This window comes from Actinoplanes sp. M2I2 (assembly GCF_023544445.1).
Taxonomy (GTDB): Bacteria; Actinomycetota; Actinomycetes; order Mycobacteriales; family Micromonosporaceae; genus Actinoplanes.
This window is the reverse complement of the sequence record NZ_JALPVJ010000011.1, coordinates 120,664-135,318: the sequence shown is the minus strand read 5'-3', so window position 1 is coordinate 135,318 and position 14,655 is coordinate 120,664. Positions and strand designations below refer to the sequence as shown.

The following is a 14,655-nucleotide window of genomic DNA, read 5'->3' as shown; positions in this document are numbered from 1 at the left end:
GCGCCATGTCCCGACGTGTCGCGGCAACCACAGCCGCCATTCTCCTGCTGCCCGTCGCCGCCTGCTCCGGCGACTCCACCAGCGACGCGATCGCATACCGGATCGACGAGTCGGTCACCGCCCTGGTGATCGGCGCCCGCGCCGCCAACGTCGACATCGTGACCGGTGACGGCCCGGTGACCGTCACCGAGGACCACCACTACTCCCGGGGCAGGCCCACGACCGCGCACCGGGTCGACGGCACGACGTTGCGGCTCACCGAGTCGGGCTGCGGCGACGACGACGCCCGCTGCGACGTCCGCTACCGGATCCGCATGCCCGCGGCCGTGTCGGTCGACATCACCGCCCAGGCCGGCGCGGTGACGATGGACGGCGTCGGCGGGAAGATCTCGGTCACCACCGAGGCCGGCGCCGTCGAAGGGCGGGCCCTGACCAGCGACGCGGTGACCGTCAGAACCGAACTGGGGGCGACCTCCCTGGAGTTCGCCGAGGCGCCGTCGGCCGTCGACACCACCACCAGCATGGGCGCCGTCGACCTGCGGGTGCCGGGGACCACCGCGTACGCCGTCGACGTCCGCACACCGGCCGGCGCCGAGCGGGTGCGGGTCGACCGGGACCCGGCGTCAGCCCACCGGATCCAGGTGCGGACCGACGTCGGCGCCGTCCAGATCGACCCGCTACCGTGACACCGGCAGCCGACCGGCGCAACCCGCACCCGCCCTACCGGCGGCTGCGGGTGGTCCGCGCGCGGCTGGGACTGGCCGGTTGCGCCCTGGCGATCGTGTTCTTCTGCGCGTCGCTGACCCCGTCGCTGCTCCCCCGCCCGGTCCTGCTGCAGGGGGTGGTCAGCGGGCTGACCGCGACGATGGGGTACGCGACCGGCGCGGCCCTCGGCGCGGTCGTGCGCCGGTTCCGGCGGCACGGCAACCCGCGGGCCGCCCGGATCGGCTGGGGCGTCGTGTTCGTCGCCGGTCCGGTGCTGGGGCTGGTGTTCCTGGCGCTCGGCACCGGCTGGCAACAGGAACTGCGGGCCCGGGTCGGGCTGGAGCGGATGGTCACGTACGACATCCTGCGGATCGTCGGCGTGAGCGTCCTGACCTTCGTCCTGCTGCTCCTGCTCGGGCGGTCGTTGCGGCTGGCCACCCGGCAGATCGCCCGGCAGGCCGGGCGCTTCCTGCCCAAGCCGGTCGCGTACGGCACGGGTTTCGCCATCGTCACGCTGCTGGCCGTCGGCTTCGTCGACGGCTTCGCACAGGAACGGCTGCTCGACGTGGCCGACCGCACCGCCTCGATCACCGACGGCGGCACCGACGCCGCCGCCCGGCGACCGGTGACCGGGCTGCGCTCGGGCGGTCCCGGCTCGGCGGCGCCGTGGGACACGCTCGGCCGGCAAGGCCGCACCTTCGTCGGCACCGGACCCGCCGCCGAGGACCTAAGCGCGTTCACCGGCACCGCCGCGGCCGCACCGATCCGCCTCTACGCCGGGCTGCGATCGGCCGGCTCGGCGCGGGAACGGGCCCAGCTTCTCGTGCGCGAGATGGACCGCACCGGCGCCTGGAGTCGCGCCGCGATCGCGGTGATCGTGCCGACTGGCACCGGCTGGGTGGACAGCGCCGTCACCGACTCGCTGGAGTACATGTACGGCGGTGACACGGCGCTGGTGTCCATGCAGTACTCGTACCTGCCGAGCTGGATCTCGTTCCTGACCGACCGCTCGAAGGTGCGCGAGACCGCCACCGAGCTGATCGGGGCGGTCCGCGAACGGTGGGCGGCGATGCCCCCGCGGACCCGGCCCCAACTGCTGCTGTCCGGCGAGAGCCTCGGCTCGTACGGCGCCGAGAGCGCCTTCGCGGGTCTGTCCGGCCTGACCGGCGCCGCCGACGGTGTGCTGCTGGTCGGACCGCCGTTCGCGAACCCGATCCACCGGCACCTCACCGACACCCGGGCCGCGGGCAGCCCCGTCTGGAACCCCGTCCCCACCGGGCCGGCGGTGCGGTTCGCCCACGACCCGGCCGACCTGCGCACCACCCAGGGTCCCCGGCCGCGGGTCGTCTACCTGCAGAACGCCTCCGACCCGATCGTCTGGTGGACTCCCGGCCTGCTGCTCAGCCGGCCGGTGTGGCTCGAGCACCCGCGCGGGCCCGACGTGTCGCCCGACATGCGCTGGTACCCGGGTGTCACGTTCTGGCAGACGCTGGTCGACCAGTTCGCCGCGAACGGCGTACCGGCCGGTCACGGTCACGTCTACGGTTCCGGCCCGGTGGACGGCTGGGCCGCGGTGGCCGCCCCACCCGGCTGGACCACCGCCGACACCGTCCGCCTGCGCGCCCATCTGGACTCCCGAAGCTGATCCGCCGGTCACGTACGTCCGGCCCGAGAACATACCGGTAGAACGAGCGAACCAAGGAGCTTCCCATGAACACTCCCGCGGCGGCGCCGCCCCCCACGACCAGGATCACCAGCGAGCAGCGGGTGGCCAAGATGTTCGGACTGGAAGGGGAGAGCTGGGCCCGGCGCGCCAACCCGGTCAGCGTCTGGACACGTTTCGCGGTGCTGCCCCTGCTCGCCCTGTCGATCTGGAGCCGCGACTGGATCGGCTGGTGGAGCCTCGTACCGATCGTGCTGTCCCTGGTGTTCATGGTGGTCAACCCCCTGCTGTTCCCGAAACCCCGCTCCACCCGGAACTGGGCCTCCAAAGGCGTCTTCGGCGAACGGGTCTGGGCCGACCGCATCAAGGTGCCGGTCCCGGCGCAGTTCACCGCGGCGGCGCTGGCCCCCACCTACGCCATTCAGCTTCTCGGAGCCGCGCTGCTCACCTACGGCCTGATCCGTCTCGACCCGGTGGACACCATCGGGGGCCTGGTGATCCTGCTGACCGCCAAGGCGTGGTACATCGACCGCCAGGTGCTGCTGTTCGAGGACATGAAGCACCGCAACCCGGAGTACGCCCGGTGGGAGTACTGACCATCCGGCGGGCCACGGCCCCGGCGCCGGCTGCGGTCAGAGGCCGTCGCCGGTCACCGCCGGGCCGTCGCGCGGGCCGGCGAAACGCAGCCGGTAGATCGCCGGCATCGGCATCCGCCGGCTGAAGGCCCAGTCCACCGGCACGCCGAAGCCGCACAGCGCCCGCGCGATGAACGTGCCGTGCCCGGCCGCGACCACCACCCGACCGGCATGCTCACCAGCCAGGGCCCGCACCACACCGACGGCTCGGGTGCTGAGCTGGTCCAGGCTTTCCCCGGGCGGTCTCGCGTACGAGGGATCGGCCCAGCTGCGGGCGTAGTGCGGCTCCCAGTCGTCGGTGTAGCGGAGCCCGTCATCCCATTCCCGCAGCTCGACCCGGGTGTGAACGGTGAGGCCGAGCGCCCGCGCCGTGGGCTCGACGGTCTGGATCGCCCGCCGGTACGGGCTCGACCACACAGCCACCGGCCGCAACGCGGTCAGCGGCTCCACCAGCTCGAGCGCCTGCCGGAGCCCGTCGCCGGTCAGCGGGCGGGTCAGCTCGCCGGGACCGTCGGCTGTGAACGGCACGGCCACCGCATGACGAACCAGAACAACGTCGGTGTGCACCGCGGGCACCTCCACGGCCATCCTAAAAGGCTCGCGTTCGCCGTCGCGGCAAGCAACCCACGAAGCGGCGAACGCGTGATCCGCGAAACCGTGAGAGAACGCCGTCAGCAGAACCGGCTCAAGCGGGCTGCCGGGACGGGGCCTCCTGGTGCAGGGCGACCCCGGCGACGACCAGCACCACGCCGACGACCTCGGCGACACCGGGGATCTGGGTGAGCACGACCACGCCGACCACAGTCGCGGTGGCCGGCAACAACGACACCATCAACGCGTACGTCGCCCGGGGCAGCCGAGCCATGGCCAGCTGGTCACTGACATACGGGATGACCGACGAGCAGACACCCACCCCGGCCGCCGCGGCCAACGCCACCCCGTCGGTGAACGCCGGCGCCGCCGGCCCGAACCCCACCGGCAGAGCGACCACCGCGGCGATCAGCATCGACAGAGCCAGACCGTCGATACCCGCGACCTCGCTGCTGCGCGCCACCCGATGACCGAGCACGATGTACAGGGCGAACAACACCGCGTTGACGACGGCGAAAGCGATCCCCAGCGGCTCGGCGACCAGCCGCACATCGGTCAGCAGATACACCCCGGCCACCGCGGCGACCAGCGCGGCCAGATTGCGGCGGGTCCGCGCGGCCACCGCGGCCAGCACGACGACCGGCAGGAACTCGATCGCGGCCACCGTGCCCAACGGCAACCGGTCGATGGCCAGGTAGAACACGGTGTTCATCACGGCCAGCACCGCCGCCCACCCGATCAGCAGCCACCGGGTGGGCCGGTCGAGGCGCCGCCACAACCGCCACGGCCGGCGCCACACCACGAACACCACCGCGGCGGTCGCGATCCGCAGCCACGCCACCCCCAGAACGTCGACCCGCGCGAACAACAACACGGCCAGCGCCGGCCCCAGGTAATGAAAAACCGCACTCACCACGAAGTACACCTGCGGCGGCACCCGTTGCCCGACCGTCCGCGTCGCCGCCATGCCTCTATTCTCGAAACAGAACCACCGCAAGGCCAGGCACGATCGAAGGCCCGGGGGTCCCCACATGTCCACCAGAGAAAGCAAAAGCCAAGCCGGCCTTCCCGCCGGAAACCTGCTCGACGCGACCAACAAACGGCTGCTCGACGCGCTCGGCGCCGACCCCCGCGCCACCGCGGCCGAACTCGCCCGCCAGGTCGGCATGTCCGCACCGGCCGTCCGGGAACGGCTCACCCGGCTCGAAGAAGCCGGAGTCATCCGCGGCTACCGCCTCGACGTCGACCCCGCCGCCCTCGGCCTGCCCGTCGCCGCCTGGGTACGGATCCGGCCCGGCCCCGGCCAGCTCCCCAAGATCGCCGACCTGGCCCGGCGCACCCCCCAGATCAGCGAATGCCACCGCATCTCCGGCGAGGACTGCTTCCTGCTCAAAGTGCACGTCGCCACCATCGAAGACCTCGAAACGGTCCTCGACCAGTTCCTCATCCACGGCCAGACCCACAGCTCGTTCGTCGTGGCCACCCCCGTCGCGCCCCGCACCCCCGCTCAGGACAACCGACCGACCTGAGCGCCCACCCCCTCCAGGCGCCGGCGCAGATGGTCCCGTTCCGGATCGGTGCCGGCCAGATCTAAAGCCCTCCGGTACGCCTCGACGGCCTCCACCAACCGGCCGAGCCGCTGCAACAAATCAGCCCGGGCCAGGTGAAAAGGCGCGTAATCCCGTAACCGCCCCGCACCACCCACCGCATCCACCGCGGCCAGCCCCGCCGCCGGACCGTCGCGCATCGCCACCGCGACCGCCCGGTTCAACGCCACCACCGGCGACGGGTCCAACGCCAGCAACACGTCGTACAACGCCACCACCTGCGGCCAATCCGTCGTCGACACCGACGCCGCCTCGTCGTGCAGAGCCGCGATCGCCGCCTGCACCGCGTACGGCCCGGCCGGCCCGCCGGTCAACGCCACCCGCACCAGCGCCAAACCCTCCGCGATCATCGGCCCGTCCCACAACGCCCGATCCTGATCCTCCAGCAACACCACCGCACCACCCGGCCCCGTCCGCGCCGCCCGCCGGGCATGCACCAGCAGCATCAACGCCAGCAGACCGGTCACCTCCCGCTCGGCCGGCAACAGCCGCCGCAGGATCCGCACCAACCGGATCGCCTCACCGGCCAGATCCACCCGCTGCAACAGCGGCCCGGAACTCGCCACATAACCCTCGGTGAAAACCGAATACAACACCTGCAGAACCCCGGGCAGGCGCCCCGGCAACTCGTCGGCCCCCGGCACCCGGAACGGGATCCGCGCCTCCCGGATCTTCCGCTTCGCCCGCACGATCCGCTGCGCCATCGCCGCCGCCGGCACCAGATAGGCCCGCGCCACCTCCGCCGTGCTCAAGCCGGCCAGACACCGCAACATCAACGCGCCCCGCGCCTCCTCCGGCAACGCCGGATGAGCACACGTGAAGAACAACTGCAGACGATCATCCGGGAACTCGGCCGCCTCCGGCACCTCCGTGACCATGTCCACCCGCACCAGGGCCAGCTTCGCCGCGTACGCCTGATCCCGGCGCAACCGGTCCACGGCCTTACGCCGCGCGGTCGCCATCAACCACGCCCCCGGGCTGCGCGGCACCCCCTGCACCGGCCAATGCACCAGCGCCGCCTCGAGCGCCGCCGAGGTGACCTCCTCGGCCAGATCCAGATCCCCGAAACGCCGTACGAGTGCCGCCAGCAACCGCCCGTGCTCCTCCCGGAACACCGACTCCACCGCCCCCGCCACCGTCTCCACCGGTACGGGAGGCGGGCCGGCGGCCGACGGCTCCGAACCGCCGGCCGACGACACCGTCACGCCCCGAAATCGGCGACCGGGCGCACCACCACCGAACCGCTGCCGCGAGCACCCGGGCACCGCGCCGCCCAGTCCAGCGCCACATCCAGGTCGGGCACGTCGATGACGTAGAAACCGCCGAGCACCTCCCGGGTCTCGGCGAACGGGCCGTCCACCACGGTGCGCGAACCGTCGGCCGCCACCCGCACACTCGTCGCGGTCACCAGATCGGCCAGCGACTCACCGGACACGAAGATCCCCGCGTCCTGCACCGCCTTGTCGAAGTTCACCCAGTCCTGCACGTCGCAGTCCGCGGCCGAACCCTCCCCGGTGATCGCACCGGCATTGATGAGCAGCATGTACTTCACGGTCATCCTCCTTCGTGGCCCGAGCGGCAACCCCGCCGCCCACCATCACGACGATCGGAACCGCCGCCCATCGACATCAGCACCCCAGAAAATTTTCCGGCTCCCGGGACACCGCGCTACAGCCTGCGTTCCGCCTCCCGGCGGGCCCGCTTGCCCAGCGGCACCTCAGCCATGTCGACCGCCTGCGCCGACACGTTCTTCACCGGATAACCCCGCTCAGCCATCCACGCCTCGGCCTTCGCCCGAGCCCGCACCGCCGCCTTCGGCACGTCCTCGGCCCCGTCGACCTCCTCCGCGAACCGGAACGTGAAAAACGGCCGGGCCGGCAGGTCGTACGCCAGATAACCCTCCGACGTGTACCGCGTATTCATGAAATCGTGCGACCCGGCCACCGCCCGAAGCTCACCCACCTGCTCCGCGCTCAACCCGTCGAAACTGCCACGCACGGTCACCCGCACCGTCCGGCCCATCACTTCACACCCTCCGACGACAACAGCGGCCAGTATCAGCCGAGCCGGCACCGCCACGAAACCGGATTACTCACGGCCACCCGACCTCGTCGAGGAACTCCTCCACCGCCACCACGATCCGCGCCAGCACCGCGATCGAATCCGTCAACGGCCCCGGCACATACATGCCATGATCCGCGGCCGGCACCTCCACCACATAAGGCGACAACCGCCGGGCCAACCCGCCGTCCCACACCTTGTCGGCCGTGCCACCCACCAACAGGAACGGCGCCGTCGCCCGGCCCAGCGCCGCCGCGACCTCCGGCGCGGTCAACACCGGCGTCAACCACACCGCCGGCAAACTCCGCTCCACGGCCAGCCCCGCCGCGAAAGACCCCAACGACTTACCGATCAGCAACGGCTGCCCCGGCAAACCCGCCAGCACCGGCTCGATTTGCGCCCGCACCCAACCCCCGGGCGACGCCTCCAGCCCCGGTGGCTCCTCCGACCACTCATGCCGATGCACCACAGCGCCACGATCCTCGGCCACATCACCGGCATACATGGGCAACGGAGCACCCGGCCCGAACGTACGTCCAGGAATCACCACCGCGTCGGCCATGCCTCACGCTAACCGGGCCGGAACCGGAACGCGATGCCCCGCGGATCGTCAACCTCCACCAGCCCCGCCGTCGCCGTGAAACCAGCCAGCCGCTCCACCGCCGCGGCCGCGGTCGAAACACCCCGCAACTGCACGGTGATCCCCTCGAAGCCCAGCCACGAGTCGACCACGATCTCGTCCGGCCCCAGACCGTCGATGTCACCGGACACCGTCGCGACCACCCGGATCCGCTCACCACGCTGCTCGGCCACCCGCGCCACCACCCGGTCGTACCGATGATGGCCCCGGAAACGCACCGAAGCCTCAGCCGGCTCCGCGAACGAACCGCTCGACACCACCAGCCCCGTCATCGCCCGCCAATCGGCCACCACCCACGGCAACCACTCCAGATCGAGCGCCGCCGGCTCACCCTCCACCGGCTCCAACGGCACCGAAGACGTCCAGGTCAACGCCGGAGCCACCCCGACCACCGGGTTGTCGAACAGCAGCCCGGACCAGCCGCCACCCTCGGCGGCGATCAACGCGCGAGCCGCCGGCCCGCCCTTCTCGTCAGCCACGCGCGGCAGTTTGCCACAACGAACCGACAAATCCGGCGATCAACCCACGGGCGCGTCGCGCACCGCCACCGTCAGCAGATGACTGCTCGCCCCCAGCAAGCTCGGCTCGTCCTCGACCTCCCGCAGCAGATCCAGCACCAGCGCCGGATCCTCGAGAGGATCCGCCAGCCCGGAGCGGGCCATCCACACCGGACCCACCACCCGCGCGGCCTCCCGGCAGGCCGACACCCGGTCGGCCCGGTCCTGCAAGTGATACAGCGGACCGAACATTGGCACCACATCCGCGCTCGCGTCGACGGCCGGCAGGTCACGGGCATCACCGACGACCGCCTCCACCCGGGAAGCTCGGACGCGGCCGTCAGCCGGTCTCTTTCGCCTCCGCGCTCGTAATAGTCGAGAACCTCCGGTGGCAACAAGCCGCCGCTCCCCTCACCCGGCCAAGTGCTTTTGATCGGAGTGGGAGCGGCCCGAAGGGTCGCTTCTCCTTTGTGTTCCTGATCTCTGCGCGCAAGGCATCCTAGGAAGATAGGAAAGGGGCTTACCAGCTTCGAACGCACATGGAAGGTCCGACCGCGACACCGACCGACTGATGCGGCGGCGCCACTGGCGCACGCATGAAGCCCGTGTCCGGCGTCCCGGCAGATTGGTGAAGGTCGGCAGATCGGCAGGCAGCCGCAGTCGGGTCGTCGTCATCACCGTGCTTATTCCAGCTGGGGCCGCGGGCAGGTCAATGGGCCGTGCTGTTCGGGGAGCCGGCGGTGGAGCCGGCGTCGTCACCCGCACCGAGTCCCGGGGTGATGCCGCGGGTGCTGCGCAGGCTCCACACGATCGAGACGGTGATCGTGACGACGATGACGCCGAGGGTGACCGGGATGGGCAGCTTGCCGACCGGGGTCTCGGACAGGATGAGTTTGACGCCGGCGAAGGCGAGCAGGACGGCCAGGCCGTAGTGCAGGTGCACGAAGCGGCGCAGCAGTCCGGCGAGGCAGAAGTAGAGGCTGCGCAGTCCGAGGATGGCGAACGCGTTGGCCGTCCAGACGATGAAGGTGCTGGTGGTGATGGCCAGAACCGCGGCGACACTGTCGATGGCGAAGATCAGGTCAGTGGCCTCGACGGCGATGAGCACGACCAACAGCAGGGTGGCGACGCGTTTGCCGTCGACGCGGGTGAAGAACTTGTCGCCGTGGTACCGAGCGTCGGTGGGGATGATGCGGCGGACCAGGCGGACGACAGGGTTGCGGTCCGGCGGGGTCTGCTCGTCGTGGCGGAACGCCATCTTGTAGCCGGTGTAGATCAGGAATGCACCGAACACGTACGCGGTCCAGAAGAATGTCTCGAGCAGCTCGGCGCCGACGAAGATGAACACCAGCCGGAAGACCAGGGCACCGATCACGCCCCAGAACAGCACCTTGTGCTGGAACGCAGGGGGTACGGCGAAGTAGGTGAAGATCAGCGCGAAGACGAAGACGTTGTCGATCGACAGGGCCTTCTCGATCAGGTAGCCGGCGTAGTAGGTGCCGGCGACGTCACCGCCCTGCCAGGCCCACAGGAGGACGCCGAAGAGCAGTCCGGCGGCAATCCAGACGCCGGACCAGATCGCCGCCTCACGGAAGCCGATGACGTGGTTGTCGCGGTGCAGGAACAGATCGACGGCCAGCATCGCCGCGATCGCCAGCATGAGTGAAGCCCAGATCCACCAGGACACAGACATGGTGAAGGGAAGACCTTTCGTCCCGGCCGAACCCTGCGGAGACAGAGGCGAAGTCGGCGCTGCTGGACGAAGGTCTCCCCGGGCCACTGCATCAGTGGCTGCACCGCCGGGATCGGATAGGCCGGCCCGTACTGACGGCGGTGCGCGGATCGTCGGGTACTCCCCCTCGAACTACGACCCAGTATTCAGGAAGCACGGTTCGCACGTCAACGGATCCGGCGCAAGAAGTACGATGCTGATTTCGTGTATCAGGATACGTATATTGGGGCGACCATCCGATTCCTCCCTGGAGGCGCCACATGTCACCGGCAGCTCAACCGGCCACCACGCCCGCGACGGTGCGAGCGTGGACGTTCCTGACCAACCACGCTCACGTCCTGCTGGCCATCGCCCGCGAGCCGACCGCCCGGCTGCGCGACGTAGCCGCATCCATCGGCATCACCGAACGCGCCGCGCAGGCGATCGTGGCCGACCTCGAAGCCGCCGGCTACCTGCACCGCGAACGCGTCGGGCGCCGCAACGAGTACACGATCAACACCGCCGGCCGTTTTCGGCACCCCGCAGAGGCCGATCACCGCATCGGCGAACTCATCGACCTGTTCACCGGCACGCAAGGAAACTGAGCGACCATCCACGCGGTGTGTGATGTCCGACGGGCTCCGACCGGAGCGTGGCCTTCGCCGGCCGATCGTAGAGTGAGACGGATGAAGAGCTTCCGCGAGGCGACCGCCGTCGACGACGACCTGCGCGCCGACCTGGACCCGCAATGGGCCATCGGCGACAAACTGCACGGTGGCTACCTGATGGCGGTGCTGGCCCGCGCGGTGGCGGTCCGCGCGCCGCTCCCCCACCTCGTCGCGATGAGCACGACGTTCCTGCGCCCGCCGGCCGCGGGACCGGCCCGGGTCGAGGTCGAGGCGCTGCGCGAGGGGCGTACGGCCGGGCAGTACCGGGCCCGGCTGGTGCAGGACGACGGCCCGTGCGCCGAGGCGCTGGTCACCCAGGGAACCCTCGACGCCGCCGAGCCGTGGTGGGGCCGGGCCAAGCCGCCCGAGCTGCCGGCCGAGGAGGACTGTCAGCGCCTGCCCTCCGACGCGCCCGGGTCGCCCTTCACGGTTCCGCTGCTCGACGTGGTGGAACACCGGCACGACCCGGCCGTCCTGGGCTTCGCCGTGGGCCGGCCGTCGCGCGAGGGCCGGGTCGCCGGCTGGCTCAGGCTTGTCGACGGCGCCGACTGGGACCCGCTGAGCCTGCTCATCGCCACCGATCCGGCGCCCCCGGTGTCGCTCACGCTCGGGGTCACCGGGTGGGCGCCGACGCTGAGCCTGACCGCGTACGTCCGCCGGTTGCCCGCGCCGGGGCCGGTGCGCGTGGTCATGCACTCGAGCGAGATCACCTCCGGCCGCATGGACGAGATCGTCGAGGTCTGGGACGCCCGCGACACGCTGGTGGCCCAGGCGACGCAGCTGGCCGCGGTCCGCGTATGAGGGCACGATCATGGACGCCTGCGCGCTGTCACGATGATCTCGGGTGCGGCCGGGGTCAGCGGTGAGCGGGTCCAGTCCCCGTACAGGCTGACGGTTTCGAAGCCGGCCGCCTCGAGATCGCGGACCAGGGTGGGAGCGTCGCGGAAGGCCAGCACCTCCCGGTTCGAGGTCTCCTCACCCGTGCGCCGGCTGCGGGTCAGCGTGTCGTAGGCGACCAGCGGCAGGGTCACCTCGGCGGTCTCGTGCCAGAACTCGACCGGGCCCTCCGGGGCGTCCACCGTGCGCAGGGTGGCCTCACGGGTCCAGCGCTCCCACGCCCGCGCCGACGGGTTGCGCGACTCGAAGGCCAGCGTCCCGCCGGGGACGAGCGCCCGGTGCAGGTCCCGCAGGGTGCGCGACCACTGCGCGTCGTCGACGAAGACCTGGGCCACGTGCCCGGACATGACCGCGAAGTCGGCCGAGGCGGTGCCGGCGCGGTCGCTGTACCCGAGCCGCCAGTCGACGCGATCGGCCCCGGGTCGACGGGCGGCGGTCCGCAGCATCCCGGCGTCCGGGTCGATGCCCACCACCGTCAGCCCGCCCGAAGCCAGCCGCAGGGACAGCGCGCCTGTGCCGCATCCGAGGTCGAGGACGCGGGTGGCCCCGAGCTCGGCGGCCCGCGCGGCATAGAAGCGGTGATCCCGGTCGTCCGGGTTGAGCTCGTCGTACGCGGCGGCGAAGTCGAGGGCCATGCGGACATTCAGCCCGCCGGACCGGCCGGACGCAACGCATCACCGCGATAGGCTCGGACGCCGTGATCACTGTTGCCGGGCCCGGGGACCGCCGGGGCATTCTCGACGCTCTCGTCGCCGCGTTCGTCAAGGATCCCGTGCTGCGCCATCTGTTCCCGGACGACGACACGTACCCGCGCTACGCGGAGGCCTTCTTCGGGGTCTGCTTCGACAAGCGCGTCCACCGGCGTACGGTCTGGACCGTCCACAGCGGCGCGGCCACCGCAATCTGGGAGCCGCCGGACGCCACGCACCCGGACGACGGCCTCGACGGCGAGCTGCCGCCCGACGTCCTGCGGCGGGTCCGGGCGTACGACGAAGCCGTCCACGACGCCCTGCCGCGCGAGCCGTTCTGGTATCTGGGCGTGCTCGGCACCCACCCTGACCACACGGGCAAGCGGTGGGCGCAGGCCGTCATGCACGCCGGCCTGGACAGCGCCGCCGCCGACGGACTGCCCGCCGTGCTCGAGACCAGCAACCCGGCCAACGTCGGCTTCTACCGGCGCGCGGGCTGGCGGGTCACCCGGGAGCTCACCGACCCGCTGCCGACCTGGATCATGCAGCGGTGAGGCCGCGGAACGGAGAATCGTCCGTACGGGAGTAGAAATCCGTAAGGCGGCGCCGTCCTGAGGGTGAGACATCCGAGAACGGGAGAGGCCCATGCCGAAGTACCTGCTGATCGTCGACCACCGGCCCGGCGCCGTGGAGACCCCGATGGACGAGTGGGCGCCGGATGACGTCGAGGCGCACATGGACTACTACGGGGCGCTGCGCCAGGAGCTGCTGGACAGCGGCGAGCTCGTCGACCAGCACGCGCTGACCGGGCCCGAGTACGCCAAGGAGGTGACCAGCGACGGCGGCCCACCGGTGGTCACCGACGGGGTCTTCCCGGAGTCCAAGGAGTTCCTGGCCGGCTTCCAGATCGTCGAGGTCGCCGACGAGCAGCGGGCCTTCGCGATCGCCGCGCGCGTCTCCGCGGCGCCGGGGCCGGGCGGGGTGCCGCTGCGACAGCCCATCGGCGTACGCCGGGTGCTGGAAGCGGCCGACTTCGAGGCCCTGCAGTCCCAGCGGTGACCGGCCGGGCCGTCGAGGACCTGCTGCGCGGGCTCGCGCCGCAGGTCGTCGGGGTGCTCACCCACCGCTTCGGCGACTTCGCGGCGGCCGAGGACGCGGTGCAGGAAGCCTTGCTCGCGGCAGCCACGCACTGGCCGGCCGGCGGCCCGCCGGACAACCCCCGGGGCTGGCTGATCCAGGCCGCCCAGCGCAAGCTGCTCGACCAGGTGCGCGGCGACCAGGCCCGGCGCCGGCGGGAGATCGTGGCCGCGTCGCGCGAGGTGGGCGGCGGCGCCGGGGAGCACGACGACACCCTGGACGTGCTGTTCCTGTGCTGCCATCCGGCGCTGAGCGACACGTCGGCGGTCGCGCTCACGCTGCGGGCGGTCGGCGGGCTGAGCACCGCACAGATCGCGCGCGCGTTCCTCGTACCGGAGAAGACCATGGGTCAGCGGATCAGCCGGGCCAAGCAGCGGATCCGGGCGTCCGGGGCGCCGTTCGGCGGGCCGCCGCGCCTGACCGCCGCGCTGCGGGTCCTCTACCTGATCTTCAACGAGGGGTACGCGAGCAGCGGCGGGCCGGCCGTGCACCGGGTCGAGCCGGCGGCCGAGGCCATCCGGCTGGCCCGGCTGGTGCACGAGCGGCTGCCCGGGGACGGCGAGGTGGCCGGTCTGCTGGCGTTGATGCTGCTCACGGACGCGCGCCGACCGGCCCGGGTGGCGGCCGGCGGTGAGCTGGTGCCGCTGGCCGAGCAGGACCGTTCACGGTGGGACCCCGACCGGATCAGGGAGGGCACCGCGCTCGTGGACGCCGCGTTCCGGCGCGGGCGGGTCGGCGAATACCAGCTTCAGGCCGCGATCGCCGCCCTGCACGACCGCGCGCCCTCGGTGCTCGAGACGGACTGGCCGCAGATCGTCGCGCTCTACGGGGTCCTCGAGCGGCTCACCGGCAGCCCGGTCGTGACGCTGAACCGGGCGATCGCGGTCGCCCAGGTGGACGGACCGGCGGCCGGTCTGGGGCTGGTCGGCGCGCTGGCGCAGCGGCTGCCGGATCACCACCGGATTCCGGCCACCCGGGCGCACCTGCTCGAGCTGGCCGGCGACCACGAGGCCGCCGCAGCGCAGTACCGGGTGGCGGCGGCCGCGACCGGCAGCGAACCCGAACGGCGATATCTGACCTTGCGGGCGGCGCGCCTGAACGCCCGTACGCCGGGGCCTCGACCTTGACCGCGGGCCTTGACCTTCGCCTCGGGG

General features: G+C 71.7%; 19 protein-coding genes. 9 read left to right on the top strand and 10 right to left on the bottom strand.

Annotated features, from left to right (window positions below; genetic code table 11):
- Positions 1-5 precede the first annotated feature (5 nt).
- The 3 genes from HJC40_RS23665 (at position 6) to HJC40_RS23655 (ending at position 2,964) form a co-directional block, all read left to right on the top strand.
- Complete coding sequence (locus HJC40_RS23665; RefSeq protein WP_250003582.1) at positions 6-686, top strand: hypothetical protein; 681 nt, start codon at positions 6-8, stop codon at positions 684-686.
- The gene (locus HJC40_RS23660; protein WP_250003581.1) at positions 683-2,350 is read left to right on the top strand and encodes an alpha/beta-hydrolase family protein; all 1,668 of its coding nucleotides are present in this window, start codon (positions 683-685) and stop codon (positions 2,348-2,350) included. Before HJC40_RS23665 ends, HJC40_RS23660 begins: the two co-directional genes overlap by 4 nt.
- Positions 2,351-2,415: 65 nt before the next feature.
- The gene (locus HJC40_RS23655; RefSeq protein WP_250003580.1) at positions 2,416-2,964 is read left to right on the top strand and encodes a DUF6653 family protein; all 549 of its coding nucleotides are present in this window, start codon (positions 2,416-2,418) and stop codon (positions 2,962-2,964) included.
- Positions 2,965-3,000: 36 nt separating this feature from the next.
- On the opposite strand, the gene HJC40_RS23650 is transcribed toward HJC40_RS23655, so the two are convergent.
- Together HJC40_RS23650 and HJC40_RS23645 are read right to left on the bottom strand one after the other, a co-directional pair.
- Complete coding sequence (locus HJC40_RS23650; RefSeq protein WP_250003579.1) at positions 3,001-3,591, bottom strand: histidine phosphatase family protein; 591 nt, start codon at positions 3,589-3,591, stop codon at positions 3,001-3,003.
- Positions 3,592-3,688: 97 nt separating this feature from the next.
- Entirely contained in the window at positions 3,689-4,561 is an 873-nt protein-coding gene (locus HJC40_RS23645; protein ID WP_250003578.1) for a DMT family transporter, read from the bottom strand.
- A gap of 64 nt (positions 4,562-4,625) precedes the next feature.
- On the opposite strand from HJC40_RS23645, the gene HJC40_RS23640 reads away from it, so the two are divergent.
- Positions 4,626-5,123, top strand: a complete 498-nt coding sequence (locus tag HJC40_RS23640; RefSeq protein ID WP_250003577.1) for an Lrp/AsnC family transcriptional regulator — start codon at positions 4,626-4,628, stop codon at positions 5,121-5,123.
- Here the strand turns inward: HJC40_RS23640 and HJC40_RS23635 are convergent.
- The 7 genes from HJC40_RS23635 to HJC40_RS23605 form a co-directional block, all read right to left on the bottom strand.
- A complete protein-coding gene (locus HJC40_RS23635) occupies positions 5,102-6,346 on the bottom strand; it encodes an RNA polymerase sigma factor (protein WP_250003881.1) in 1,245 nt (414 codons plus the stop codon). The two genes, HJC40_RS23640 and HJC40_RS23635, sit on opposite strands and share 22 nt — an antisense overlap.
- Before the next feature lie 56 nt (positions 6,347-6,402).
- The gene (locus HJC40_RS23630; RefSeq protein ID WP_308200935.1) at positions 6,403-6,759 is read right to left on the bottom strand and encodes a YciI family protein; all 357 of its coding nucleotides are present in this window, start codon (positions 6,757-6,759) and stop codon (positions 6,403-6,405) included.
- Between the two features lie 110 nt (positions 6,760-6,869).
- Entirely contained in the window at positions 6,870-7,223 is a 354-nt protein-coding gene (locus tag HJC40_RS23625) for a DUF6204 family protein (RefSeq protein ID WP_250003576.1), read from the bottom strand.
- Between the two features lie 70 nt (positions 7,224-7,293).
- Positions 7,294-7,824: an alpha/beta hydrolase gene (locus HJC40_RS23620; protein WP_250003575.1), complete on the bottom strand. Its 531-nt coding sequence runs from the start codon at positions 7,822-7,824 to the stop codon at positions 7,294-7,296.
- 8 nt (positions 7,825-7,832) lie between these two features.
- Positions 7,833-8,381 carry a hypothetical protein gene (locus HJC40_RS23615; RefSeq protein WP_250003574.1) on the bottom strand — a complete coding sequence of 183 codons (549 nt, stop codon included), beginning with the start codon at positions 8,379-8,381 and terminating at the stop codon, positions 7,833-7,835.
- Positions 8,382-8,420: 39 nt separating this feature from the next.
- A complete protein-coding gene (locus HJC40_RS23610) occupies positions 8,421-8,717 on the bottom strand; it encodes a class I SAM-dependent methyltransferase (protein ID WP_250003573.1) in 297 nt (98 codons plus the stop codon).
- A gap of 391 nt (positions 8,718-9,108) precedes the next feature.
- Complete coding sequence (locus HJC40_RS23605; RefSeq protein ID WP_250003572.1) at positions 9,109-10,092, bottom strand: TerC family protein; 984 nt, start codon at positions 10,090-10,092, stop codon at positions 9,109-9,111.
- A gap of 299 nt (positions 10,093-10,391) precedes the next feature.
- Between HJC40_RS23605 and HJC40_RS23600 the strand changes: the two genes are divergently transcribed.
- Both HJC40_RS23600 and HJC40_RS23595 read left to right on the top strand, forming a co-directional pair.
- Positions 10,392-10,715: a MarR family winged helix-turn-helix transcriptional regulator gene (locus tag HJC40_RS23600; protein WP_250003571.1), complete on the top strand. Its 324-nt coding sequence runs from the start codon at positions 10,392-10,394 to the stop codon at positions 10,713-10,715.
- Between the two features lie 81 nt (positions 10,716-10,796).
- Complete coding sequence (locus HJC40_RS23595; protein ID WP_250003570.1) at positions 10,797-11,579, top strand: thioesterase family protein; 783 nt, start codon at positions 10,797-10,799, stop codon at positions 11,577-11,579.
- Between the two features lie 8 nt (positions 11,580-11,587).
- Here the strand turns inward: HJC40_RS23595 and HJC40_RS23590 are convergent, their stop codons facing one another.
- Positions 11,588-12,310 (bottom strand): class I SAM-dependent methyltransferase, encoded by a 723-nt coding sequence (locus HJC40_RS23590; RefSeq protein ID WP_250003569.1) that lies wholly within the window; start codon positions 12,308-12,310, stop codon positions 11,588-11,590.
- A 62-nt stretch (positions 12,311-12,372) separates the two neighbouring features.
- Between HJC40_RS23590 and HJC40_RS23585 the strand changes: the two genes are divergently transcribed.
- The 3 genes from HJC40_RS23585 to HJC40_RS23575 all read left to right on the top strand — a co-directional run bounded on the left by HJC40_RS23585 (position 12,373) and on the right by HJC40_RS23575 (position 14,628).
- Positions 12,373-12,918 (top strand): N-acetyltransferase, encoded by a 546-nt coding sequence (locus HJC40_RS23585; RefSeq protein WP_250003568.1) that lies wholly within the window; start codon positions 12,373-12,375, stop codon positions 12,916-12,918.
- A 91-nt stretch (positions 12,919-13,009) separates the two neighbouring features.
- Entirely contained in the window at positions 13,010-13,423 is a 414-nt protein-coding gene (locus HJC40_RS23580) for a YciI family protein (protein WP_250003567.1), read from the top strand.
- A complete protein-coding gene (locus HJC40_RS23575; RefSeq protein ID WP_250003566.1) occupies positions 13,420-14,628 on the top strand; it encodes a sigma-70 family RNA polymerase sigma factor in 1,209 nt (402 codons plus the stop codon). The genes HJC40_RS23580 and HJC40_RS23575 overlap by 4 nt, the downstream gene beginning before the upstream one ends.
- Positions 14,629-14,655 lie beyond the last annotated feature (27 nt).